The sequence below is a fragment of the Qipengyuania xiamenensis genome (genome assembly GCF_019711495.1).
GTDB lineage: Bacteria > Pseudomonadota > Alphaproteobacteria > Sphingomonadales > Sphingomonadaceae > Qipengyuania > Qipengyuania xiamenensis.
Genome location: NZ_JAIGNM010000001.1, coordinates 155,836 through 177,900, shown reverse-complemented (window position 1 = coordinate 177,900; position 22,065 = coordinate 155,836). Strand labels below are relative to the sequence as shown.

Below are 22,065 nucleotides of genomic sequence, written 5' to 3'. Positions count from 1 at the left end.
CGTGTTTACGCCCTAATTATGGTTAAAACGTTGATGAGTTTCTCATACCAGCATCTCGGCAGCCGGTCCCTGCCCGAGAAAGGCGCTCGGTGACGCGCTGGCGCCATAGGCTCCGGCGCAGAAAACAGCCACGATATCATCGACTTCTGCGTGCGGCAGATGCGCCTTGTCGGCAAGCCGGTCGAGAGGCGTACACAGGCAGCCGACCACATTTGCCGTTTCGACGGGTTCGGCATCGAAATGTGTGGCGATCGCGAGCGGATAATTGCGCCGCACCACCGTGCCGAAATTTCCCGAGGCAGCCAGCTGGTGGTGCAGGCCGCCATCGGTCACGAGATAGGTTTCGCCGTGGCTTTCCTTGCGGTCGACGATCCGCGTGAGGTAGACACCGGCCTCGCCGACAAGATAACGCCCGAGTTCGATGAATAGTTCAGTTTCTGCAACATCTTGCTCGCGCTTATTGAAAAGGTTTCCAAGAGCGTCGCCGACCGATGCGATGTCCAGAGGCTCGTCGCCGTTGAAATAGGGAATGCCGAAACCGCCGCCCATATTGAGCTTGGGCAGTCCCACTCCCGCCTCGTTCGCCAGGCGCAGCGCAAGCTCGAGGACATTTGCCTGTGTTTCGATCACCGCTTCGGCGGACAGGGCTTGGCTACCGGTAAAAATGTGCAATCCGCGCCATTCACAGCCCGCGTCGATGATGGTCCGCGCCAGTTCGGGTACGCGATCCGCATCGACACCGAAGGGTTTAGCTCCTCCCCCCATTTTCATACCCGAGCCCTTGAGCTCGAAATCGGGGTTCACGCGGATCGCAAGGCGAGGCTGCACGCCAAGCCGGTCGGCGATTTCCAGTGCGCGGCGTGCCTCGTTCTCGCTTTCGAGATTTAGCGTGACGCCAGCCTTGATGGCGGCCTCGAGCTCTTCGTCCCGTTTTCCCGGTCCCGCAAAGCTTACCCGCGATCCGTCGATGCCGGCATTCCGGATGAGGTCGAGTTCGCCGCCCGAGGCAATGTCCAGCCCGTCGACCAAGGGCGCGATGAAATCCAGCAGCGCGGGATAGGGATTGGCCTTGATCGCATAATTGATCTTGATGCGATCGGGCATGGCACTGCGCAGCGAGGCGATGCGACTTGCGATCCTGTCTTTCGAATAGACGAAAAGCGGCGTGCGACCAGCCATTTCCACCAGTTCGCTGCTCCTCCTGCCCCCGATCGCCAGTTCGCCATCGATGGTCTCGAAACCTTCGGGAATGGGGCCGAGGGGCTTCATGCTGCGATCTCCCTGGCGAGCGCGGTGCGATCGATCTTTCCATTGGGATTGAGCGGCATGGCATCGCGCCAATGAATCACGTGGGGCTGCATGAAATTCGGCAAATCTCGTGCGAGGGCTTTTTGCAAGTCTTTCTCGACCTCCTCGGAGCCTGCGGAAGCGCGGACGACAAGATGGATAGCGTGGCCCAGCCTTTCATCGGCAACACCCAGCGCGACGGCTTCCGCCACCAGGCCCGTCGCCAAGGCAGCGCTTTCGATCTCTTGCGGGCTGATGCGGTTACCCGAAGACTTGATCATCGCATCGCGGCGCCCAACGAAATAGAGCAGGCCGTTCTCAGCGCGCATCACGCGATCGCCCGACCAGACCGCGGTGCCTCCGTAATGCGAGGCTTTGGGCGCCGGTTTGAATCGTTCGGCCGTGCGTTTCGGGTCGTTCCAATACCCTTGCGCGACCAGCGGTCCGCAGTGGACCAGTTCCCCCTCCTCTTGCTGTCCGCAAACTCCGCCCTTGTCATCGATCACGAGAATTTCGGCGAATGGAATGGCGCGGCCCATCGAGGTTGGAAACTCGTCCACCAGTTCCGGATCGAGGTAAGTCGAGCGGAATGCCTCGGTAAGGCCATACATTGGAAAAATATCCGATTGCGGTAACTTATCCTGCAAACCGGATACGATTTCGACGGTCAGGGCGCCACCCGAATTGGTCAATCGGCGCATTGACGCCACCGCTTCTGCCGGCCATTCGACCTCGAGCAATTGCACCCAGAGCGGCGGCACAGCGGCAAGCGTCGTCACACCGTGCTTTGCGCAAGCCTTGGCGACATCGCGGGCGAACAGGTAGTCGAGAGGGACGACCGACCCTCCCGCATACCATGTGCTCAAAAGCTGGTTCTGGCCGTAGTCGAAGCTGAAGGGCAGCACACCCAGGGTCACATCATCTGCCGCAAGGCCGAGATAGTGGACGACCGATACTGCTCCCAACCAGAGATTGGCATGGCTGAGCATGACCCCCTTGGGGCTACCGGTTGAACCACTTGTGTAGAGGATTGCGACCAGATCCGCGGGGTCGTGGGAGGACGGACCGAGGTTCTCGCCCAATTCTTCAACCGACGACCAGGCTGCTTCCTCGGTAAGCAGCACGCAATCTGTCGGCGTATCGCCGTCTTCCAGCGAAGCCATCCGCGCCTTCGTGCCGATCAGCATCCGGGCACCGCAGTCGGCAAGGATATGCGCTACCTGCGCTCGCTTCAGGAGGGGGTTTACCGGAACATGGACCACCCCTGCCCGCGCGGCGGCCAGCGGCATAAGGCAGGCGAGTTCGGTCTTTGCGACCCAGCTCGCGACACGATCGCCCTTGGACAGGTTCCGGGATAGCCAAGCTGCCAGGGCGCCGACACGGTTCCTCGCCTCTTGGAAAGTCAGTACCTTGTCCCGCAGGGTGAGTGCAGGAGCTTCGGCTTCCCCCCTCTCGATCACCCAGTCCAAGGGACGGGGATCTGGATCGGGTACACTGGGCGCGCTGGTCATGATCATCGCTATCGTGCCTTGGTGGCCCCAGTGCAAGGCCGCTAGCTGCCTTGCGCCCCGCCAGAGGCGCCGCTAAGGGCAAGCCGCTTTGTCAGCAGGGGAAACCATTCTCGCATGAACGGCCAGACTGAAACCACCGGCCAGGACGAACCGGAGAACGCACTCGGCCTCAGCCGGATGGCGATCGACGAGAAGCTGCGCGCAATCCTCAGCGACGTGCTGTCGCTGGAGGCCGAGCGCGTGGAAGAGTTCGACGCCGAAACCGGCCTCTTCGGTCACCTGCCCGAACTGGACTCCATGGCCGTCGCAACGCTGTTCACCGAGATGGAAGACCGGCTCGACATCATCATCGAGGACGAAGATGTCGATGGGGAGATGCTGGAGACCTACGGCGGACTGCTGGCATTTACCGAAGCGAAGTGCATTGGCGCCTAGCTTTTTTACCGCGTGAAGTAGCTCGTCAGCTCCACATGCGATGACCAGCGGAACTGCCCCACAGGCCGCAATTTCTCCAGCTTGAAACCAGCGTCGACCAGTGCCTTGGCATCGCGCGCCCAGCTTGACGGATTGCAGCTGATATAGATGACCCGCGTGGCAGTGCTCTGCGCGATCTGGGCAATTTGCTCGCGCGCTCCGGCACGAGGCGGATCGAGGACGATTGCACCGAAGCGGCCGCATTCCTCAGCCGTGAGAGGATTACGAAACAGGTCACGATGAAGCGTATGGACCGGTACGCCCCTGCTGTTTGCAGCGCTCTTGCAGGACAGGTGCGCATCGCGCGCGGCCTCCACCGCCAGCGTCTTGGCAGGTCCTGCGAGCGAAAAGGCAAAAGTACCGAGCCCGGCGAACAGGTCGGCAATCGTTGTGGCGCCTTCTGCAAAGGCCTTTGCATCATCTACAAGAACAGCCTCGCCGTCCCGGGTGGGTTGGAGGAAGGAATTCTGCGGCAGCCCGACCGGAACCTGCCCCAGCGTTACGGTTACAGGATCCGGCTCCCACACCGTTTCCGCTCCGAAACCCTGATCAAGCGACAGCCGCGCCAGACCGTGATCGCGCGCAAAGTCGAGCAGCGCCTCCGTTGCCGCGAGCCCGTCTGCACTGAATCCCTTCAAGGAACAGTCCGCGCCCTGGTCGGCAAGCGTGAGAGAGATGTCGATCGGACCCTTGCCTGCATGAGCAGCCAGCAGCGAACGCAAGGGATCGACCAGGGCGAAGAGCGCCGGCTCTAGTATGTGACATTCCCGCATATCGACCACACGGTTGCTGCGTGCCTCGCGGAAACCCAGAACCGCGCCCTTCCCCGCCTTCAGGCCATGCAGGGTCGCGCGCCGCCGCGTCCTTGGAGGCGAAAGATGGGTGGGCAGCAATTCGCCCACTGGGATTTCCTGCGACTGCGCGGCGAAGGCCACTCTCTCGGTCACGAACTGGCGGAGCGCGGCTTCGTCCGCCTGCTGCAATTGGCAGCCGCCGCATGTGCCGAAATGGCGGCAGGGAGGCTCCACATGGTGCTCACCCGGGACGATGGAACCGTCCGATTTGACGGTATCACCCGTGACCGCACCCGCGACGTGGCGACCGCTCTCGGTAACGCCATCGCCCTTCGCCGCGATGCGAAGGATCGTTTCTTCGCTCATAGGAAGCTTTCCAGTGCCAGGTTGACGTGCTGTGCGAGTTCGCCGGCGGTGAAGGCCGCACCCGCGATACGCGCAGCTTCATGATGGATCCAGACCGCTTCTTCCAGCGCGAGCTGCAGATCGCCATTCACGACAAGGCGCGACGCCGCAATCCCGGCCAAGACATCGCCTGTCCCCGCTGCGGACAGCCAGCTTGGCCCGCGGTTGAAGAACCGGACGCCTTCTTTGCCGACAAGGATACTATCCGGCCCCTTGGCAAGGACCGTCATGCCTGTTTTCTCATGCAGGCCGCAGGCGCGGTCGATCTTGGTCTCCGCGTCAATCGCGAATGCCGCGCAAAGCTGATGCAACTCACCCTCGTGCGGTGTCACGGCGATATGCGCCGCATTGCAGCCTTCGAGTGTGGTCGGTGTCAGGAGGTGCAAGGCATCGGCGTCGAGCACCATTGGCCTGCCAGTAGCGAGAGCAATCGAGAGTTTTTCTTTCCCGGTCGTCTCTCGACCAAGGCCCGGTCCAATGAGGATCGCGGAAATGCGCCCGTCCGAAAGCCTTTTCGTAAGACCACCGCCCTCGACAACGAGCTCGGCGGGAGCGTCGGGGTGGGAATGGTCGCTCAGCAATTTAACGTAGCCGGCCCCGCTTCGCATTGCGGCCTCTGCAGCAAGGAGTGGCGCTCCGGGCATCTCGCCCGCCACCACTGCGAGCAAACCGCGACGATACTTGTGCGCGTCAGGAGCGGGCGATGAAATCTGCGGCGCTGCGCTAAGGCACGTCGCGTCGTTGTCGATATCGAGGCCGATATCGACGAGGCGCTTTTCTCCCATCGCTGCCATTGCCGGCATGATGAAATGCGCCTGCTTCCACGCGCCGAGGGCAATGGTGAGATCATATTCGACCGAGGGGCCGAGCCGTGCGCCACTGTCACTCGCTATGCTGCTCGGGATGTCGATCGCGATCTTGTAGCCACTCGCGTGCCGCAAATCCTCCAGCAAGGCGGCGAATGCGCCCTCGACCTGCCGCGACAATCCATATCCGAAGAGGCAATCGACATAAACCTCTGCTGCTGGAAACCCGTCGCTCGAAATTGCAGCGGAGCAATTGTCCTGCGCTCTTTTCGCCGTATCGGTCGCGGGAGGCTTTGGGGCCACCACCGAGACCGAAATGCCCGATCGCTGTAGGTAATCGGCGATGACATATCCGTCGCCCCCATTGTTTCCGGGGCCGCACAGCACGCCGACAGTCCGGCCGCCGGACATGCGCGCAACCCATCGAGCCGCGCCTTCGCCCGCTCGCTGCATCAGCTCCCATTCGGAAACACCGGCATCCATGGCGGCGCGCTCTGCCGCAGCCATCTGTTCGACGGTCAGGACCGCACCGGCGCTGCGAGATTTCGAACTTGGGGCCATAGGAAGCGGCTGCCACGCCGCGCGCTCCCTAGCAAGGGCTACCGACGCTTGATCTGGGAAACATCGCGAATTGCGCCGCGTGCCGCAGAGGTAGTCATCGCCGCATAGGCTTCCAGCGCCTGGCTGACCTTTCGCGGGCGCGGAGCCGACGGGGACCAAGCATTTTCACCCTTGGCGTCCATCGCAGCGCGGCGGCGGGCAAGCTCTTCGTCGCTGACCGCAAGATTGATCGTGCGCTCTGGGATCGAAATCTCGATCATGTCACCATCCTCGACAAGGCCGATCTCGCCGCCTTCCGCAGCTTCGGGAGAAACATGGCCGATCGATAGGCCCGAAGTGCCTCCGGAAAAGCGCCCGTCGGTCAGCAGGGCGCAGGCCGCACCCAACCCCTTCGATTTGAGGTAGCTGGTCGGGTAGAGCATTTCCTGCATGCCCGGGCCGCCACGCGGTCCTTCGTAGCGGATGACGACGACATCGCCTTCCTTCACCTGCTCGGTGAGGATCGCGGTGACGGCATCGTCCTGGCTCTCGTAGACCTTGGCCGGCCCGGAGAAGGTCAGGATGCTCTCGTCGACACCAGCGGTCTTCACGATGCACCCGTCGCGGGCGATATTGCCGTAGAGGACTGCGAGGCCGCCATCCTGGCTGAAGGCGTGCTCGGCGCTGCGGATCACCCCGCCCACTCTATCGAGGTCGAGCGATTCCCACCGGGCCGACTGGCTGAAGGCGGTCTGCGTGGGCACACCGCCGGGCGCTGCCGAGTAGAATTCGTGCACCTTGTTGTTCTGCGTGCGGCCGATATCCCAATCGTCCAGCGCATCGCCCATTGTCGGGCTGTGCACGGTCGGAAGCGCGGTATGAAGCAACCCGGCTTTCTCCAGTTCGCCAAGGATCGACATGATCCCGCCGGCGCGATGGACGTCTTCCATATGGACGTCGCTTTTCGCCGGGGCGACCTTCGACAGGCAGGGCACCTTGCGACTGAGGCGGTCGATATCGGCCATGGTGAAGTCGACGCCCGCCTCATGCGCAGCGGCGAGCAGGTGGAGCACGGTGTTGGTCGATCCGCCCATGGCGATATCGAGGCTCATCGCGTTCTCGAAGGCTTCGAAAGTGGCGATGGAACGCGGCAGCACTCCTTCTTCGTCTTCTTCGTAGTAGCGGCGCGCCAGCGTCACCGCGAGGCGCCCTGCGCGCTCGAACAAGCCCTGACGGTCGGCATGCGTTGCCAGTGTCGACCCATTCCCGGGCAGGGAAAGACCCAGTGCTTCGGTCAGACAGTTCATCGAGTTCGCGGTGAACATGCCCGAGCAGCTGCCGCAGGTCGGGCAAGCTGAGCGCTCGATCTCGGCCACTTCCTCGTCGGTGTAGCTCTCGTCGGCAGCGGCCACCATCGCATCGACGAGGTCGAGCGCGACTTCCTTGCCCTTCACTACCACCTTGCCCGCTTCCATCGGGCCGCCACTTACGAAGACGGTCGGAATATTGATACGCATCGATGCCATCAGCATGCCCGGCGTGATCTTGTCGCAATTGGAGATGCAGACCATCGCATCGGCGCAATGGGCGTTGACCATGTATTCGACGCTATCGGCAATGAGGTCGCGGCTGGGCAGCGAATAGAGCATGCCGTCATGGCCCATGGCGATGCCGTCATCGACCGCGATCGTGTTGAATTCCTTGGCAACCCCGCCCGCCGCCTCGATTTGGCGCGCAACCAGCTGTCCGAGATCCTTCAGGTGGACATGGCCCGGCACGAACTGGGTGAAGCTGTTCACCACCGCGATGATCGGCTTGCCGAAATCCTCGTCTTTCATCCCTGTGGCGCGCCACAGGCCTCGCGCGCCCGCCATGTTGCGGCCGTGAGTGGTTGTACGTGAACGGTATTGCGGCATCGACAGTCTCTCTTTGCGGGCCTCGTGCCTAGCAGAGAGAAACGTCGGTGCTAACGTAAGATTGTTGAAGGGCCTGCCAAGGCGGGCTTTAGACCTCGAGCGCCACCCGGCCCAGCACGTCGGCCAGCATCACGGCCCAGCGCGCCTGCCCTGCCTTGGTGTCGATCTGGTCCTGCCGGATCTCGACGGTGCAATAAGGGATGCCGTGCGCTTCAGCGTGGCGGTCCATCGTCGCATTGAGCTGCTTGCCCGAATAGGGCTCGTTGTCGCCGACGGTCAGCCCCTGCTCGCCGAACAGGCGGATCGCGTGACGGGCGGCGCGGTCGTCATTGTTGTAGAGCAGCGCGACTTCCCAAGGACGCTCTTCGTCGCTCGTCTCGAGGCTCGGCGTGAAGCTGTGCAGCGCGATCAGCATACGCGGCTTCAGCCGCTTGATCAGCTTGCCAAGCTCGTAGTGATAGGGACGATGGAACAGGTTGAGCCGCGCCTCCACATCCGCACCGATGTTGCCGGGCACGAGGCGTCCGTCGCTTTCGGTGGGCACAACTGCCGGATCATCCTCGTTGCGATGGAAATCGCAGACCAGCCGGCTGACGCAGGCAATATGTGCGGGGATACCGTGACGGCGGGCCAGCCGGTCGGCGATGCCCTCCACCCCGATATCGACTGCAATATGCTCGTTCAGCAGTGATCGATCGATCCCGAGATCGATCCCGTCGGGCACGTAATTGGATGCATGATCGGCCACGCAAAGCAGGCCTCCGGGACGGACATCATCTACGGCGACCTGTCGGTAAGGCAGGTTGTCGATCATCATCGAATTTTACCTTTCAACTGCCACCAGTCGGAATGACCGGCAGCAATGCGCGCAGCTGCATCGTCACGCGCGGATTGTGATTCATAAAGCGCAAAACAAGTTGCCCCAGAACCGGACATACGGGCGAGAAACGGCTGGGTTCCGCGCAATACGGCCAGAACATCGGCAATCTGCGGACAAAGCGAGATTGCAGGTGCTTCCAAATCGTTGCGACCTTCAAGGGCGATCGTTCGCGAATTTCCCTGCGGAAGAGCCCCGCGATCCTCACCGTCCCATGCCTTGAACACCGGACCGGTCGAAAGCGGCACGCGCGGATTCACGAGCAGGACCGCCATGCCCTCCAGGCTGTCGTCGGCCCGCTCGAGTTCGGTACCCGTGCCCCGGCCGACGCAGGTACGGCTCTCTACGCAGGCCGGCACATCCGCCCCTAGCTTGCCGGCCCGCTCGTGCCAGTCGTCTGGCAGTCCGTAGGCTTCCCGCACAATGCGGAATACGGCCCCTGCATCGGCGGATCCGCCGCCCAGTCCTGCGGCGACTGGAAGGTTCTTTTCCAGCGTCAGCGCCAGACCGTCTGCGCGGGGTAACTTTCCAAGCGCCCGCATCACAAGGTTGTCGAACGGATCGTCGAGTGCCCCGGAAAACTCGCCCACGGCCTGGAGCGTGTCTTGCTCGGCAGTACGCGCCGTCAGGATATCGCCCGCATCGACGAAGGCGAAGAGCGTCTCGAGTTCATGATAGCCGTCCTCGCGCCGCTTGCGGACATGCAGCGCGAGGTTGATCTTGGCGTAGGCTGTCTCGGTAATCGCCACCCGGCGGTTACATATTCGGGTAGTTCGGACCGCCGCCGCCTTCGGGCGTGGTCCATTCGATGTTCTGGTTCGGGTCCTTGATGTCGCAGGTCTTGCAGTGGACACAGTTTTGCGAGTTGATCTGGAACTTGGGCTCCGCGCCCTCCTCGATAATCCACTCGTAGACGCCTGCCGGGCAATAGCGGGTCGAGGGACCGCCATAGACTTCCAGTTCGCTTTCGCGCTGCAACTCGCGGTCGCAGACCTTGAGGTGGACCGGCTGGTCTTCGGCGTGGTTGGTATAGCTGAAGCTGACATTGGTAAGGCGGTCGAAGCTGAGCGTGCCGTCGGGCTTGGGATATTTGATCGGCGCATAAAGGTCCGCGCGTTCGAGCATTTCGTGGTCGCGGTGATGCTTCATGGTGATGGGCAGGCCGATTTTCAGCGTACGCATCCACATGTCGATGCCCGCGAGCACGGTGCCGAGGTCCTCGCCATATTTGGCGACGGCGGGCTGCGCGTTCTTCACCTTCTTGAGCTCGGTCGCAATCCAGCTGTCGCGCACGGCGGCGTCGTAATCCATCAGCTCGCTATGCTCGTGGCCCGCCGCGATGGCGGCAGCGATGCTCTCGGCGGCGAGCATGCCGCTCTTCATGGCAGTGTGCGTGCCCTTGATGCGCGGAACGTTCACGAAGCCTGCCGAGCAACCGATGAGTGCACCGCCCGGGAAGGCGAGTTTGGGCACGGACTGCCAGCCACCTTCGTTGATGACGCGCGCGCCATAGGCCACGCGCTTGCCGCCCTTGAGGATGGCAGCCACCTCGGGATGGTGCTTCCAGCGCTGGAATTCCTGGTAGGGCGAAACGTAGGGGTTCTTGTAATCGAGCGCTGTCACGAAGCCGAGCGCCACCTGCCCGTTCGCTTGGTGATAGATGAAGCCGCCGCCCCAGGTGCCGGTCTCGCTCAGCGGCCAGCCTTGCGTATGGATGACCTTGCCCTGTTCGTAGACTTCGGGATCGACGTCCCACAGTTCCTTGATGCCAAGGCCATAGACCTGCGGCTCGCAATCGGCCTCGAGGTCGAACTTGGCCTTCATTTTCTTGGTGAGGTTGCCGCGCGCGCCCTCTGCGAAGAGCGTGTATTTCGCGTGGATTTCCATGCCGGGCTGGTAATCGCCCTTGTGGCTGCCATCTTCGGCAATGCCCATGTCCTGCGTAACCACGCCGGAGACCGCGCCCTTGTCGTCGAAGAGAACTTCGGCGGCGGGGAAGCCGGGGAAGACCATCACGCCAAGCCCTTCGGCCTGTTCGGCCAGCCAGCGGCAGGTGTTGCCGAGCGAGGCGGTGTAATTGCCGTCATTGCTCATGAAGGGCGGCAGGAGGAATTCGGGAAGGTCCGACTTGCCGCCTTCCGACAGCACCCAGTGGTGGTTCTCGGTCACAGGCGTTTCGGCGAGCGGGCAATCCATGTTGCGCCAGTCTGGGAAGAGCTCGTTCATCGCCTTCGGGTCGACCACTGCGCCCGACAGGATGTGCGCGCCGATTTCGCTGCCCTTTTCCAGCACGACGACCTCGAGGTCCTCGTTGATTTGCTTCAACCGGATAGCCGCCGAAAGGCCGGCCGGGCCGCCGCCGATGATGACGACGTCGCAGGGCATCGATTCGCGTTCGCTCATATCTCTCTCTTTTCGTCGCTTAAGCGTTGGGATTGCCTTGATTGCTGGGCGGTTTGAGGTCAAGACCTAGGACGGACGGAAAATGATCGCAGACACACCGGAAACCCGCGAATTATCGCCTGCAGACGCTCTCGAAGCAGCGCTCGATTGGTGGCGCGAGGCCGGGGTCGAAGACGATTACCGCGACGAGGCTACAAGCTGGCTGGCCGAGCCTGAAGAAGAGCAGGCCGTAGCGTCGCCAAAGCCGCGAAAGCTGCCCGAAGAACCGAAGCAGACGCCACTCGAGCGCGCTTTCGAAGGCACTGCGGAAACCGCGCAAATCGGCGGCGCGCCCGGGAGCTTTCCGGACACGCTGGAAAAATTTCGCGAATGGTGGATGGCGGAAGCATCACTCTCCCAGGCCGGTGTGCAAAACCGCCTGCCGCCACGCGGTGTAGCAGGCGCCAAACTTATGGTGATCGTGCCCGAGCCGATGGATGGCGACACCGATGCACTGCTTTCCGGTGCTCCGGGTCGCTTCCTAGAAGCCGTCACCGGCTCCATGGGATTGCAACCGCACGAACTTTATCTGGCCAGCGCATTGCCCGCGCCTGTATCGCTGCCCGACTGGGCGGCCATCGCCCGACAGGGTATGTCGGAAGTGACCCGGCACCATATCGCGGTGGCAGCACCCCACCGGGTGCTCGTATTTGGCCGCGCGCTCGCTCCCCTGTTCGATATCTCGCCGGACATGGCGCGCGAACCGGCGGTCGTTAAGGCAGGTGAAAACACCCTTCCCCTCATGCTCGCACCGCAATTGGCGGAGCTCGCCCGATCCGCGCCGAGACGCCGCAATTTCTGGAACCGCTGGCTGGAATGGACTGCATGAAGAAACCCCTGTTCTGGATTGCCGCGGCCGGGACCGCTCTTTGCGCGACACCCGCGCTCGCCCAGTCCGACAGCGTCGCCTACTTCACCGCTTCGCATTCCTCCGCGCTGCCCACGCTGCTTTCGACAGAAGATCGCGGCTATTACGCATCCTTGTTCGACGCGATCGATGCGCAGAACTGGGACCGCGTAGAGGTCATGCTTTCACAACGCAGCGAGGGCCCCCTGCATGGCGCTGCGCTCGCAACCTATTATCTCGACCCGAACAGCCCGCGGATCGAACTCGGCCGTATCGAGGATTGGCTAAGGCGCTATCCTGACAGTTCGAGGGTCGAGGACATCGTCCGGCTCGGCGAGACCCGCGGTCTTTCCTGGCGTCCGGACCTGCCGCGCGAAAATTCTCTGACACGCCAGCAAGGCATCACCAGGCGCGTGCGACCCGCCACGGTACGCGACGGCACTTTGCCCGACAGCGTTCGCGAGGCAATCCTCGAGCGGATCACCAATGACGATCCCGACGGCGCACGCCTGCTGCTGGACGGAGTGGATGCCTCGTTGTCCGGCCAGGCCCGGGCAGAATGGCGTCAGCGCGTCGCGTGGAGCTATTACATCGAAAACCGCGATGCCGAGGCCTACGGCATGGCGCAACTCGTCGGCCAGGGAAGCGGCCCTTGGGTAGCCGAGGGCCATTGGGTCGCCGGCCTGTCGGCATGGCGTCTCGGCGATTGCGAACGTGCAGCGCAGTATTTCGCCGCGAGCGCCTCCGAAGCGGACAATGTCGAATTGCGGACCGCCGCGCACTACTGGGCCGCCCGTAGCCTGATCCGGTGCCGCCAGCCCCAGACAGCGGATGCCCACCTGCGCAGCGCCGCGCGCTATGACGAAACGCTCTATGGCATGCTGGCAAACGAACAGCTCGGTCGCGATCTACCGAGCAACCATACCGCGCCCGACCTGACGGCAGAGGATTGGCGCAAACTCTCCGGGGAAACTGCCGTGCGCGAAGCGGTCATGCTGGCCGAAGTCGGCCGCCGCGATATCGCCGACGAGGTCCTGCGCTGGCAGGTGCGCTACGGCAACTCACGCGATTTTGCCGCACTCACCAGGCTTGCCCGCGCGCTCGGTCTTGCCGGTGCTCAGACCTTCATGGCCTACAACGCACCGCGCGGAGAGCGTTCGCCCGCCAACCTGCGCTGGCCCGTGGCCTATCACACGCCGCATGGCGGATGGCGGGTCGATCCTGCGCTCGCCTTTGCGCATGCGCTGCAGGAATCGAATTTCCGCGAACGCGTGGTCAGCCCCGCCAATGCCATCGGCCTGATGCAGATCCGCCCGATCGCGGCGCGCGAATATGCCGCGTCGATCAATATGAGCGCGAGTGCCGACCTCAAGGACCCGCGCACGAACCTCGCTTTCGGGCAGCGCACGCTCGAGGCCCTTGCACAGGCCGGTTACACGCGCGGTCACCTGCCCAAAGTCATGGCTGCGTATAATGCGGGGCCCACCCCTGTCGCCCGCTGGAACGGCGAGATCAACGACCAGGGCGATCCGCTGCTCTGGATGGAATCGATCCCCTATTGGGAAACGCGCGGTTATGTCGCCATCGTGATGCGCAATTACTGGATGTATCTGCGCCAGGCCGGTGCCGAAGCGCCTAGCCGCACCGATCTGGCCGAGAACGATTGGCCGCAATTCCCCCGTACCCGCTGAGAGGAAACCGATGGCTATCGACGAGAGCCTGACCTTCAAACCGGTCAACATCGCGCTGCTCACGATCTCCGATACCCGCAAGGCGAGCGAGGATACCTCGGGAGATATTCTGGCTCAAAGGATCGCGGATGCCGGGCACACGTTGGTGGCTCGTGAGATCAGCCGCGACGACAAGAACGAGATCGCCGCGCACCTCCATCGGTGGATCGACGACGAGCAGATCGATGCGGTCATCACCACGGGCGGCACAGGCCTGACCGGGCGCGACGTGACACCCGAAGCGCTCGACCGCGTGAAGGACAAGGACATCCCCGGCTTCGGCGAACTCTTCCGCTGGCTGAGTTTCGAGTCCATCGGCACCAGCACGATCCAGAGCCGCGCTTGCGCAGTAATCGCGCGCGGGACCTATATCTTCGCCCTGCCCGGCTCGAACGGCGCAGTGAAGGACGGCTGGGACAAGATCCTCGCGCTCCAGCTCGACAGCCGCCACAAGCCCTGCAATTTCGTGGAATTGATGCCGCGCTTGCGCGAGCGATAAACCCTCTGTTCCCTCCCGTATGTTCCGTGTATGTTCTCATGCATGGAGAAAAGCAGTGAGTCGCCTGTCACCGGACGGGGTGCGCAATCGCGCGCGGTCCCGACACGCTTCGGCCTTGCCACGCGCGAGGCCGATGGCGACTGGCGCGATGATATGGAGACGCTTGACGGCCCACCGGTGAAGCTGCGCACCCATGTCACCGAGGAGAACCCGAAGACCATCCTCAGTTTCAACCAGTCGCCGGACATTATTTTCGACCGCTCGATCAACGCCTATCGCGGGTGCGAGCATGGCTGCGTTTACTGCTTTGCCCGCCCTACCCACGCCTATCACGACCTCTCGCCCGGCCTCGACTTCGAGACCCAGCTGTTCGCCAAGCCGAATGCCGCCGAACTGCTGCGCGCGACGCTGGCGAAACCGAAGTATCGCCCCAAGCCGATTGCCATGGGGACCAACACCGATCCCTACCAACCGATCGAGCGCGACTACCGCATCACGAGGGCCGTGCTGGAAGTGTGCCTGGATGCAAGGCATCCGGTGACGATCACAACCAAGTCGGACCGCGTTCTCGACGATCTCGACCTGCTCGCAGATATGGCGGAGCGGCGGCTGGTGGCAGTGGCGATTTCGGTGACGAGCCTCGATCCGAAGCTGTCGGGCAAGCTCGAACCCCGCGCAGCTTCACCCGCCAAGCGACTCGCGGCATTGGAGAAACTGGTCGAGGCAGGCGTTCCAAGCCATTGCTCGGTCGCGCCGGTCATCCCTGCGATCACCGACGAGTTCATGGAAGAGATCGTCCAGCGTGCCGCCGCGATCGGTGTCGACAGCGTGGGCTGGATCCCGTTGCGCCTGCCCCACGAAGTCGCGCCGCTGTTCCGCGAATGGCTCTCGGTCCACTACCCCGAGCGCGGCGACAAGGTGATGAGCATCGTCCAGTCGATCCGCAACGGCAAGGACAACGACCCCAACTTCTTCTCGCGCCTCAAACCTACCGGCGTCTGGGCCGATCTCTTCCGTGCAAGGTTTCGCCTTGCTTGCAAGCGCGCGGGGCTGGGGAAGGCGAAGTTCGAACTGGATTGTACGCAATTCAGACCGCCAGCGGTTGGCGGGCAGCTAAGGTTGCTTTGAACGTCCCAAAGTGGGTGGGAAGCCGACATTGTGTCCTCTCACTGAAATCAGTAGCTCCAACCAATGCGAAGTCATTTTCTCAGCGTGGCGATATTTGCCGGCTTGCTTGCTGCATGCAGCGCTAGCGAAGCGCAAACACCGCCCCGGCACGACGCGTGTGAAATCGTGACGGATTATGTTGAGCGGTTTGTGGGCGAGGCGGAGCGCTTCAGGACGCAAAATGCTGATGCTCCACAATATATCGCAGTACGAACGGAACCGTACCAATTGCGCGCTATCATCACTAAAGACGGCCCGGTCGAGGCCGCATTGCCGGACGCCATCACTGACGCCGCCGATTGGCGCAAGATCACAAAGCTTCCCGAGCAAAGTGTTCTTGAGGCATGTGTCGACCTTGGGTCTTCGCTATCCCAACAAGCCGTCATTTCCGACGACGCGAGGATCGGCACCCTGACCACTGGTGACGATTGGGAGGCGCACGTACTCTCGATTGCGATGCCCATTTTCACCAAAAACGGAAGGCACGCTGTAATCTTCTCCAGCAAGGGAATGGGAGGCCTCGCCGTGGTTGGGCTTCTGGCAGTCTATTCCAAGACAGATGATGGAGAATGGCTGCTGGTGGGAGAAGACACTCGTTGGATTAGCTAGCGCTAAACCTCCGCAATGGGGTCGTTAACGGACCTAGCCAAACCCTTCTCCCGCGGCTCCCGGTTTGAACCGCACCAGCCTGCTGTCGGCCAGCGCCGCCGTGCGGTTGACCACCGCCTTCTGGTAGTCCGGGTCCTTGATCATCTCGAAGAACGCGCCCGAGTTCGGGTATTGCGCCACGAAGCCGTCGTGCCAGCGCATCGCTTCCGGTCCCGTAACCACGGTCTGGAAAGCCCCACGCCAGACGATCTCGCCGCCGACGCGGCGGAAGATGGGGCCGCTGGTCTTGCCGTATTCCTCGTAGGCGCGGCGGCCGCTCCAGCCCTTGCCCGTATGCTCGTGGCCATCGGGGTACTGAGCCTCTTCGCGGTATTCGACGAGGTTGAGCATGTGGATCGGCTCGTCGCGTGGGAGGTCCTTGAACGCCTCGAAATTGGCGCGGCTCGGGTCGATATAGGTTTCGGTCACGGCTCTCTCCTCAAACTCGGATTTCACGGTAGGTGCCGGGCGCTATGCCGTCCACGCTCCAGTCGCCAATGCGCCAGCGGATCAGGCGCAGCGTCGGCAGGCCCGCGGCGGCGGTCATGCGGCGGACCTGGCGATTGCGTCCTTCAGTGATCTCGAGCGCAATCCAGCTGTCGGGCACACTCTTGCGATAGCGGACCGGCGGATCGCGGTCCCAGACTGGTGGCGGATCGACGCGTTTCGCGCGGGCAGGACGGGTCATCCCATCCTTGAGCTCGACGCCGCGCGCCAGTTTTTCCAGAGCCTCGTCACTCGCCTCACCCTCGACCTGCACGAGGTAGGTCTTCGCCATCTTGTAACGAGGCTCGGCAATGCGCGACTGCAACCGGCCATCGTCGGTCAGCAGGAGCAGCCCTTCGCTATCCTTGTCGAGTCTGCCAGCGGGATAGACACCCGGCACATCGATGAGATGCGCCAAGGTGTCTTCCACCCCTTCCTTGCCCCCGGTGAACTGCGAAAGCACACCGAAGGGCTTGTTGAGCAGGATCAGCCGGCTCACGCCTCAAGCTTGTAGTCGGCGAACCGGTCGCGCAGGTCCTTCTTGCTGATCTTGCCCGTAGCGGTGTGCGGGATGTCGTCGACGAATTCCACCGCATCGGGCAGCCACCACTTGGCGACCTTGTCGGACAGGAAGTTGGTCACTTCCTCGGCACTGACGTCCTGCCCAGCCTTCTTGACCACGAAAAGCACCGGGCGCTCGTCCCACTTGGGGTGGAACATGCCGATACAGGCAGCTTCGGCAACCGCCGGGTGGCCAACGGCTGCGTTTTCGAGTTCGACCGAGGAAATCCACTCCCCGCCCGACTTGATCACGTCCTTGGTGCGGTCCGTCAGTTGCAGCGTGCCGTCAGGATGAAGCATGCCGACGTCCCCGGTGTCGAACCAGCCATCCTCGGTGACCGCGTCCTTCTCGGCCTTGAAATAACGCTTCACAACCCATGGCCCGCGGATTTGCAGTGCACCGGAGGATTCGCCGTCGCGCGGCAGGACCTTGGTCGGATCATCGAGGTCGATAGTGCGCAGTTCCACACCGAAGATCGGGCGACCCTGCTTCATGGTCTTGGTGACCTTTTCTTCGAAGCTGAGCTGATCCCAGTCATGCGTCGGACCGCCGACCGTGCCGATGGGCGACGTTTCGGTCATGCCCCAAGCGTGCTGGACGCGGGTGCCGTTCTTCATCAGGCGCTCGATCATGAACCTGGGCGCAGCCGAGCCGCCGATGGTTGCGGCCTTGAGCGGAGGCAGGTCGATACCCTCGGCGTCGCAATACTGGAAGTGAGCGAGCCAGACGGTCGGCACGCCCGCGCTGTCGGTCACACCTTCCTTGAGCATCATCTCGTGCAGCACCGCCGGATCGTTCACCGCGCTGAAGACGAACTTGATGCCCGCCATGGCCCCAGCATAGGGAAGCCCCCAGCTTGCCGCGTGGAACATCGGGACGACCGGCAGCATCACCGAGGATGCGCTGAAGTTGAAAGTCGATGGCTGCAGCCCCGAGATCGCATGCAGGACAGTGCTGCGATGCTCGTACTGGACGCCTTTCGGATTGCCGGTGGTGCCGCTGGTGTAGCAGATCATGCAGGGGTCGCGCTCGTCGCCCTCGACCCATTCGAAATCGCCGTCTTCCGCGCCGATCCAGTCTTCGAACGAGGTCGTGTGCTCTCCGCTGTCGAAGCAGATGTAATGTTCGACGTTCGGCCAGCGGTCACGCATCTTGTCGACGATCGGCTGGAAGGCCGCGTCGTAGATCACCACGCGGTCGTCGGCGTGATTGACGATATATTCGAGCTGGTCCTCGAACAGGCGCGGGTTCACCGTGTGGAGCACGCCGCCCATGCCCGCCACGCCATACCAGCTGACGAGGTGGCGGGAATGGTTCATCGCGATGCTGGCGACCTTGTCTCCCGGTTTGAGGCCGAGCTTTTGCAGCGCCTGCGCCATCTTCAGCGCATCGCGGCGGATGCCAGCCCAGTTCGTACGGGTTTCGGTTCCATCCGCCCAGCGGGTGACGATTTCGCGGGTCGGTGCCTCACGTGCCGCGTGGTCGATCACATGCGTCACACGCATGGTCCAGTCCTGCATCGCTCCGAGCATTCAGCCTCTCTCCTTGCCTCTTGCGCCTCTCCCGGCGCTTGTCGGTCAGGCGACGAGGCGTAGGTGCGAGCCGCCGCGCCGCTTGTCGAGCTGCACCTTGGCAAGGCCGGGCACGCTTGCCAAGCGTTCTGCGAGCTCGCCATCGAGCGCAAACCCGCGGCCCAAGCGCATCACAGGCTCGTGGTCGCCGCCGATCCGTAGCGTCACCATGACCTCGTCCTTGCCGTTTCCGGCTTCGGACAATTCACGGCTCAATGCCTCGACTGCTGCGACATCGAGGATGTCGACCGTGAGGATCATGGGCGTCGAGCCCTTCACGTCCGCGAGCGGAGTACCGCCGCGCACGGTGATGCGGGGTGGTTCGTCGGGGCTCGGCGAATCGAGTTCGACCTGCAGGAGGACACAGGTCTGCTCCTCGGCCCATTTCATGAAGCGCTCGACCATGCCTTCCTCGAAGCAGGCGGCGCTGAACTGGCCGGTCGCATCGGAAAAGTCCGCACGGATGAAAGGCTTGCCGCGGCGCGTCGTGCCCTTGTTCACCTTCTCGACCATGGCGGCCATCACCGCGTTGGACCGGCCACCCGCAGGTGCACCGCCCGCCATCAGCGAGGCGTAGGTCCGCGCGCCATTGGCCGAAGCGATGTCTTTCCACGCGGCGACCGGATGGGCGGAGAAATAGAAACCGAAGTTCTCGCGCTCCCGCGCCATGCGCTCGGCGCGCGGCCAATCCTCGACCTCGCGCAGTCGCAGCGTTTCGCCAGGCGCGTCGTCTCCGCCGAACATGCTCGCCTGCCCGCTGGTACGCTCGCGGTCCGCCGCATCGGCCACGGCCAGCAGCATCTCGGCATTCTCGAAGACCTTGGCGCGGTTGGGCTCGAGCGCGTCGAGCCCGCCTGCACACGCAAGTGCCTCGAGCTGGCGAGAGTTCATCGAGCCCTTGGGGATGCGCTCGAACAGGTCCTGAAGGCTGTCGAACTGTCCCGAAACCTCGCGCTCGGCAACGATGGCTTCCATTGCCTTCTCGCCGACATTGCGAATGCCTGCGAGCGCATAGCGAACCGCATAGCCATCGTCGGTCTGCTCGACAGTGAACTCGGCCTCGGACTTGTTGATGCAAGGCGGTTCGACCGCAATGCCCTGCCGCCGCGCGTCGTCGACGAAGATCGTCAGCTTTTCCGATTGGTGCATGTCGAAGCACATCGAGGCAGCGAAGAACTCTTCTGGATAATGGGCCTTCAGCCACGCAGTCTGGTACGCGAGCAAGGCGTAGGCGGCGGCGTGCGATTTGTTGAAACCGTAGCCTGCGAACTTGTCGATCAAGTCGAACAGCTCGTTCGCCTTGGCTTTCTCGATGCCGCTGACTTCCTTGCACCCGATCACGAAACGTTCGCGCTGGATGTCCATTTCCGCCTGGACCTTCTTGCCCATCGCGCGGCGCAGCAAGTCTGCATCGCCGAGCGAGTAGCCGGCGAGGATCTGCGCGGCCTGCATGACCTGTTCCTGGTAGACGAAGATGCCGTACGTCTCGGCAAGGATGCCTTCGAGCTTCTCGTGCGGATACTCGATCGGCACCTCGCCCGCCTTGCGCTTGCCGAACAGCGGGATGTTGTCCATCGGACCCGGACGATAGAGCGAAACGAGCGCGATGATGTCGCCGAAATTGGTCGGTTTCACCGCGGTCAGCGTGCGGCGCATGCCTTCCGATTCCAGCTGGAACACGCCGACGGTGTTACCCGCCTTCATCAGCTCGTAGACCGCCGGATCGTCCAGCTCGAGCTGCGACAAATCGATCGTGATGTCGCGCTTCTTCAGGAGGTCGGTCGCCTTCTTGAGCACCGACAGTGTCTTCAATCCGAGGAAGTCGAATTTGACGAGGCCGCTGCTCTCGACATTCTTCATGTCGTACTGCGTCACGGGCATGTCCGAACGCGGGTCGCGATAGAGCGGGACCAACTGCGCCAGAGGACGGTCGCCGATCACAACGCCGGCGGCGTGTGTCGAGCTGTTACGCGGGAAACCCTCCAACTGCATCGCGAGGTCGATCAGACGTTTGACCTCGTTGTCGTTGTCGTATTCTGCCTTGAAATCGGCGGCCCCATTGAGCGCACGCGGGAGCGTCCAGGGATCGGTCGGATGGTTCGGCACCATCTTGCAGATCCGGTCGACATGGCCGTAGCTCATCTGGAGGATGCGGCCCGTGTCGCGCAGCACCGCGCGCGCCTTCAGCTTACCGAATGTGATGATCTGCGCGACGTGGTCGTGACCGTATTTCTGCTGGACGTAGCGGATCACCTCGCCGCGGCGGGTTTCGCAGAAGTCGATGTCGAAGTCGGGCATCGAGACGCGTTCCGGGTTGAGGAAGCGTTCGAAAAGCAGGCCCAGCTGGATCGGATCGAGATCGGTAATCGTCAGCGCCCATGCGACGAGGCTGCCCGCACCCGAGCCACGGCCCGGCCCCACGGGAATGTCGTGATCCTTCGCCCATTTGATGAAGTCGGCAACGATCAGGAAGTAACCGGGAAAGCCCATCTGGTTGATGATGCCGACTTCGTAATCGAGCCGGTCGACATAGACCTTGAGCTGCTCGTCCGACATCTCGCCATAGGGTTCGAGCCGTTTGGCGAGACCCTTGCGAGCATCCTCCTCGAGCATGCGCGCCTCTCCCTCGAGGTCGCCGGCAAGGCTGGGCAGGATCGGGTCGCGATAGGGCGGCGCAAAGGCGCAGCGCTGCGCGATCACGAGCGTGTTGGCGGTCGCCTCCGGTAGATCGTCGAACGCCTCTTCCATCATGTGGGCGGTCTTGACGTAGCTTTCCGGATTGGACTTCGGGCGTTCGTCGGCGTCGACATGGGTCGAATTTGCAATGCACAGCATGGCGTCATGCGCCTTGTACATATGCGGTTCGGCGAAGTTGGCGGGGTTTGTCGCAACAAGCGGCAGGTCGCGCTCGTAGGCGAGGTCGATCAGCGCGGCTTCCGCTGCCTCTTCCACCGGATTGCCGCGCCGAGCGAGTTCCACATAGAGCCGCCCGGGAAACAACGCTTCAAGCTTGTCGAGCATGGCCGTGGCGTGGCTCGTCTGGCCCTCTGCCAGCAGTCGCGTCACCCCGCCCTCACTCGCGCCCGTGAGCGCGATCAGGCCGTCGGTGCGACCTTCGAGGTCTTCCATGCGGATATGCGGTTCGAACTCGAGCGGACGATCGAGATGCGCTTTCGAAACGAGATGGCAAAGATTGTCATATCCCGCCTCGTCCTGCGCGTAGAGCGGGAGGTAGTCGACCGTGCGGCCTTCCTCGTCGCGCGCCACCCCCAGCAGCGTGCCGGTTATCGGCTGGATGCCCTCCGCCTTGCAGGCATTGGCGAACATGACCGCGCCATAGAGCCCGTTGCGGTCGGCCATTGCGATGGCGGGGAAACCTCGCTCCTTCGCCAGCTTGGCCATCGCCTTGGGATCGATCGCCCCTTCGAGCATCGAATAGGCAGACAGCACGCGCAGTGGGACGAAGGGCTTGTAAGGCATCCCCGCAAGGTAGGATTTCGCGC

18 protein-coding genes are annotated in these 22,065 nt (G+C 62.8%); 6 read left to right on the top strand and 12 right to left on the bottom strand.

Annotated features, from left to right (window positions below; genetic code table 11):
- Positions 1–42: 42 nt before the first annotated feature.
- Both K3165_RS00905 and K3165_RS00900 read right to left on the bottom strand, forming a co-directional pair.
- Complete coding sequence (locus K3165_RS00905; RefSeq protein WP_221547001.1) at positions 43–1,269, bottom strand: pyridoxal-dependent decarboxylase, exosortase A system-associated; 1,227 nt, start codon at positions 1,267–1,269, stop codon at positions 43–45.
- Positions 1,266–2,798, bottom strand: coding sequence for an acyl-CoA ligase (AMP-forming), exosortase A system-associated (locus K3165_RS00900; protein ID WP_247713848.1), 1,533 nt, complete (start codon positions 2,796–2,798; stop codon positions 1,266–1,268). Before K3165_RS00900 ends, K3165_RS00905 begins: the two co-directional genes overlap by 4 nt.
- Before the next feature lie 177 nt (positions 2,799–2,975).
- On the opposite strand from K3165_RS00900, the gene K3165_RS00895 reads away from it, so the two are divergent.
- On the top strand, positions 2,976–3,233 hold the full coding sequence (locus tag K3165_RS00895) for an acyl carrier protein (RefSeq protein WP_221548282.1): 258 nt from the start codon (positions 2,976–2,978) through the stop codon (positions 3,231–3,233).
- Between the two features lie 5 nt (positions 3,234–3,238).
- Here K3165_RS00895 and K3165_RS00890 read toward each other — a convergent pair whose 3' ends face one another.
- From K3165_RS00890 to K3165_RS00865, 6 genes are all read right to left on the bottom strand, one after another.
- Entirely contained in the window at positions 3,239–4,432 is a 1,194-nt protein-coding gene (locus K3165_RS00890) for a class I SAM-dependent RNA methyltransferase (protein ID WP_221546999.1), read from the bottom strand.
- Positions 4,429–5,838 (bottom strand): NAD(P)H-hydrate epimerase, encoded by a 1,410-nt coding sequence (locus K3165_RS00885; protein WP_221546998.1) that lies wholly within the window; start codon positions 5,836–5,838, stop codon positions 4,429–4,431. The genes K3165_RS00890 and K3165_RS00885 overlap by 4 nt, the downstream gene beginning before the upstream one ends.
- Before the next feature lie 38 nt (positions 5,839–5,876).
- Entirely contained in the window at positions 5,877–7,733 is a 1,857-nt protein-coding gene (ilvD, locus tag K3165_RS00880) for a dihydroxy-acid dehydratase (RefSeq protein WP_221546997.1), read from the bottom strand.
- 88 nt (positions 7,734–7,821) lie between these two features.
- Complete coding sequence (locus tag K3165_RS00875) at positions 7,822–8,547, bottom strand: N-formylglutamate amidohydrolase (RefSeq protein ID WP_221548281.1); 726 nt, start codon at positions 8,545–8,547, stop codon at positions 7,822–7,824.
- Positions 8,547–9,359 (bottom strand): 4-(cytidine 5'-diphospho)-2-C-methyl-D-erythritol kinase, encoded by an 813-nt coding sequence (locus K3165_RS00870; protein ID WP_221546996.1) that lies wholly within the window; start codon positions 9,357–9,359, stop codon positions 8,547–8,549. The genes K3165_RS00875 and K3165_RS00870 overlap by 1 nt, the downstream gene beginning before the upstream one ends.
- 7 nt (positions 9,360–9,366) lie before the next feature.
- Positions 9,367–11,013: an electron transfer flavoprotein-ubiquinone oxidoreductase gene (locus K3165_RS00865; protein ID WP_221546995.1), complete on the bottom strand. Its 1,647-nt coding sequence runs from the start codon at positions 11,011–11,013 to the stop codon at positions 9,367–9,369.
- Positions 11,014–11,095: 82 nt separating this feature from the next.
- On the opposite strand from K3165_RS00865, the gene K3165_RS00860 reads away from it, so the two are divergent.
- The 5 genes from K3165_RS00860 (at position 11,096) to K3165_RS00840 (ending at position 15,904) form a co-directional block, all read left to right on the top strand.
- Entirely contained in the window at positions 11,096–11,881 is a 786-nt protein-coding gene (locus K3165_RS00860) for a hypothetical protein (RefSeq protein ID WP_221546994.1), read from the top strand.
- Positions 11,878–13,590, top strand: coding sequence for a lytic transglycosylase domain-containing protein (locus K3165_RS00855; RefSeq protein WP_221546993.1), 1,713 nt, complete (start codon positions 11,878–11,880; stop codon positions 13,588–13,590). Before K3165_RS00860 ends, K3165_RS00855 begins: the two co-directional genes overlap by 4 nt.
- A gap of 10 nt (positions 13,591–13,600) precedes the next feature.
- Entirely contained in the window at positions 13,601–14,128 is a 528-nt protein-coding gene (gene moaB / locus K3165_RS00850; protein WP_221546992.1) for a molybdenum cofactor biosynthesis protein B, read from the top strand.
- Positions 14,129–14,170: 42 nt separating this feature from the next.
- Positions 14,171–15,256 carry a PA0069 family radical SAM protein gene (locus K3165_RS00845; RefSeq protein ID WP_221546991.1) on the top strand — a complete coding sequence of 362 codons (1,086 nt, stop codon included), beginning with the start codon at positions 14,171–14,173 and terminating at the stop codon, positions 15,254–15,256.
- A gap of 63 nt (positions 15,257–15,319) precedes the next feature.
- Positions 15,320–15,904: a hypothetical protein gene (locus tag K3165_RS00840; RefSeq protein ID WP_221546990.1), complete on the top strand. Its 585-nt coding sequence runs from the start codon at positions 15,320–15,322 to the stop codon at positions 15,902–15,904.
- Positions 15,905–15,937: 33 nt separating this feature from the next.
- On the opposite strand, the gene K3165_RS00835 is transcribed toward K3165_RS00840, so the two are convergent.
- Genes K3165_RS00835 through dnaE form a run of 4 tightly spaced genes read right to left on the bottom strand, consistent with a single transcriptional unit; the run spans position 15,938 to position 22,042 of the window.
- Positions 15,938–16,372, bottom strand: a complete 435-nt coding sequence (locus K3165_RS00835; protein ID WP_221546989.1) for a DUF1330 domain-containing protein — start codon at positions 16,370–16,372, stop codon at positions 15,938–15,940.
- Between the two features lie 10 nt (positions 16,373–16,382).
- A complete protein-coding gene (locus tag K3165_RS00830; RefSeq protein ID WP_221546988.1) occupies positions 16,383–16,928 on the bottom strand; it encodes a pseudouridine synthase in 546 nt (181 codons plus the stop codon).
- A complete protein-coding gene (locus K3165_RS00825) occupies positions 16,925–18,523 on the bottom strand; it encodes a long-chain fatty acid--CoA ligase (RefSeq protein WP_221546987.1) in 1,599 nt (532 codons plus the stop codon). The genes K3165_RS00830 and K3165_RS00825 overlap by 4 nt, the downstream gene beginning before the upstream one ends.
- Before the next feature lie 45 nt (positions 18,524–18,568).
- On the bottom strand, positions 18,569–22,042 hold the full coding sequence (dnaE, locus tag K3165_RS00820) for a DNA polymerase III subunit alpha (RefSeq protein WP_221546986.1): 3,474 nt from the start codon (positions 22,040–22,042) through the stop codon (positions 18,569–18,571).
- Positions 22,043–22,065: the final 23 nt, after the last annotated feature.

What these genes read in the sequence shown, in the direction of transcription:
- dnaE (WP_221546986.1), bottom strand. Translation starts at nt 22,042, where the DNA reads ATGCCTTACAAGCCCTTCGTCCCACTGCGCGTGCTGTCTGCCTATTCG.
- ilvD (WP_221546997.1), bottom strand. Translation starts at nt 7,733, where the DNA reads ATGCCGCAATACCGTTCACGTACAACCACTCACGGCCGCAACATGGCG.
- K3165_RS00900 (WP_247713848.1), bottom strand. Translation starts at nt 2,798, where the DNA reads ATGACCAGCGCGCCCAGTGTACCCGATCCAGATCCCCGTCCCTTGGAC.
- K3165_RS00840 (WP_221546990.1), top strand. Translation starts at nt 15,320, where the DNA reads ATGCGAAGTCATTTTCTCAGCGTGGCGATATTTGCCGGCTTGCTTGCT.
- K3165_RS00885 (WP_221546998.1), bottom strand. Translation starts at nt 5,838, where the DNA reads ATGGCCCCAAGTTCGAAATCTCGCAGCGCCGGTGCGGTCCTGACCGTC.
- K3165_RS00875 (WP_221548281.1), bottom strand. Translation starts at nt 8,547, where the DNA reads ATGATCGACAACCTGCCTTACCGACAGGTCGCCGTAGATGATGTCCGT.
- K3165_RS00855 (WP_221546993.1), top strand. Translation starts at nt 11,878, where the DNA reads ATGAAGAAACCCCTGTTCTGGATTGCCGCGGCCGGGACCGCTCTTTGC.
- K3165_RS00905 (WP_221547001.1), bottom strand. Translation starts at nt 1,269, where the DNA reads ATGAAGCCCCTCGGCCCCATTCCCGAAGGTTTCGAGACCATCGATGGC.
- moaB (WP_221546992.1), top strand. Translation starts at nt 13,601, where the DNA reads ATGGCTATCGACGAGAGCCTGACCTTCAAACCGGTCAACATCGCGCTG.
- K3165_RS00845 (WP_221546991.1), top strand. Translation starts at nt 14,171, where the DNA reads ATGGAGAAAAGCAGTGAGTCGCCTGTCACCGGACGGGGTGCGCAATCG.
- K3165_RS00865 (WP_221546995.1), bottom strand. Translation starts at nt 11,013, where the DNA reads ATGAGCGAACGCGAATCGATGCCCTGCGACGTCGTCATCATCGGCGGC.
- K3165_RS00825 (WP_221546987.1), bottom strand. Translation starts at nt 18,523, where the DNA reads ATGCTCGGAGCGATGCAGGACTGGACCATGCGTGTGACGCATGTGATC.
- K3165_RS00895 (WP_221548282.1), top strand. Translation starts at nt 2,976, where the DNA reads ATGGCGATCGACGAGAAGCTGCGCGCAATCCTCAGCGACGTGCTGTCG.
- K3165_RS00890 (WP_221546999.1), bottom strand. Translation starts at nt 4,432, where the DNA reads ATGAGCGAAGAAACGATCCTTCGCATCGCGGCGAAGGGCGATGGCGTT.
- K3165_RS00860 (WP_221546994.1), top strand. Translation starts at nt 11,096, where the DNA reads ATGATCGCAGACACACCGGAAACCCGCGAATTATCGCCTGCAGACGCT.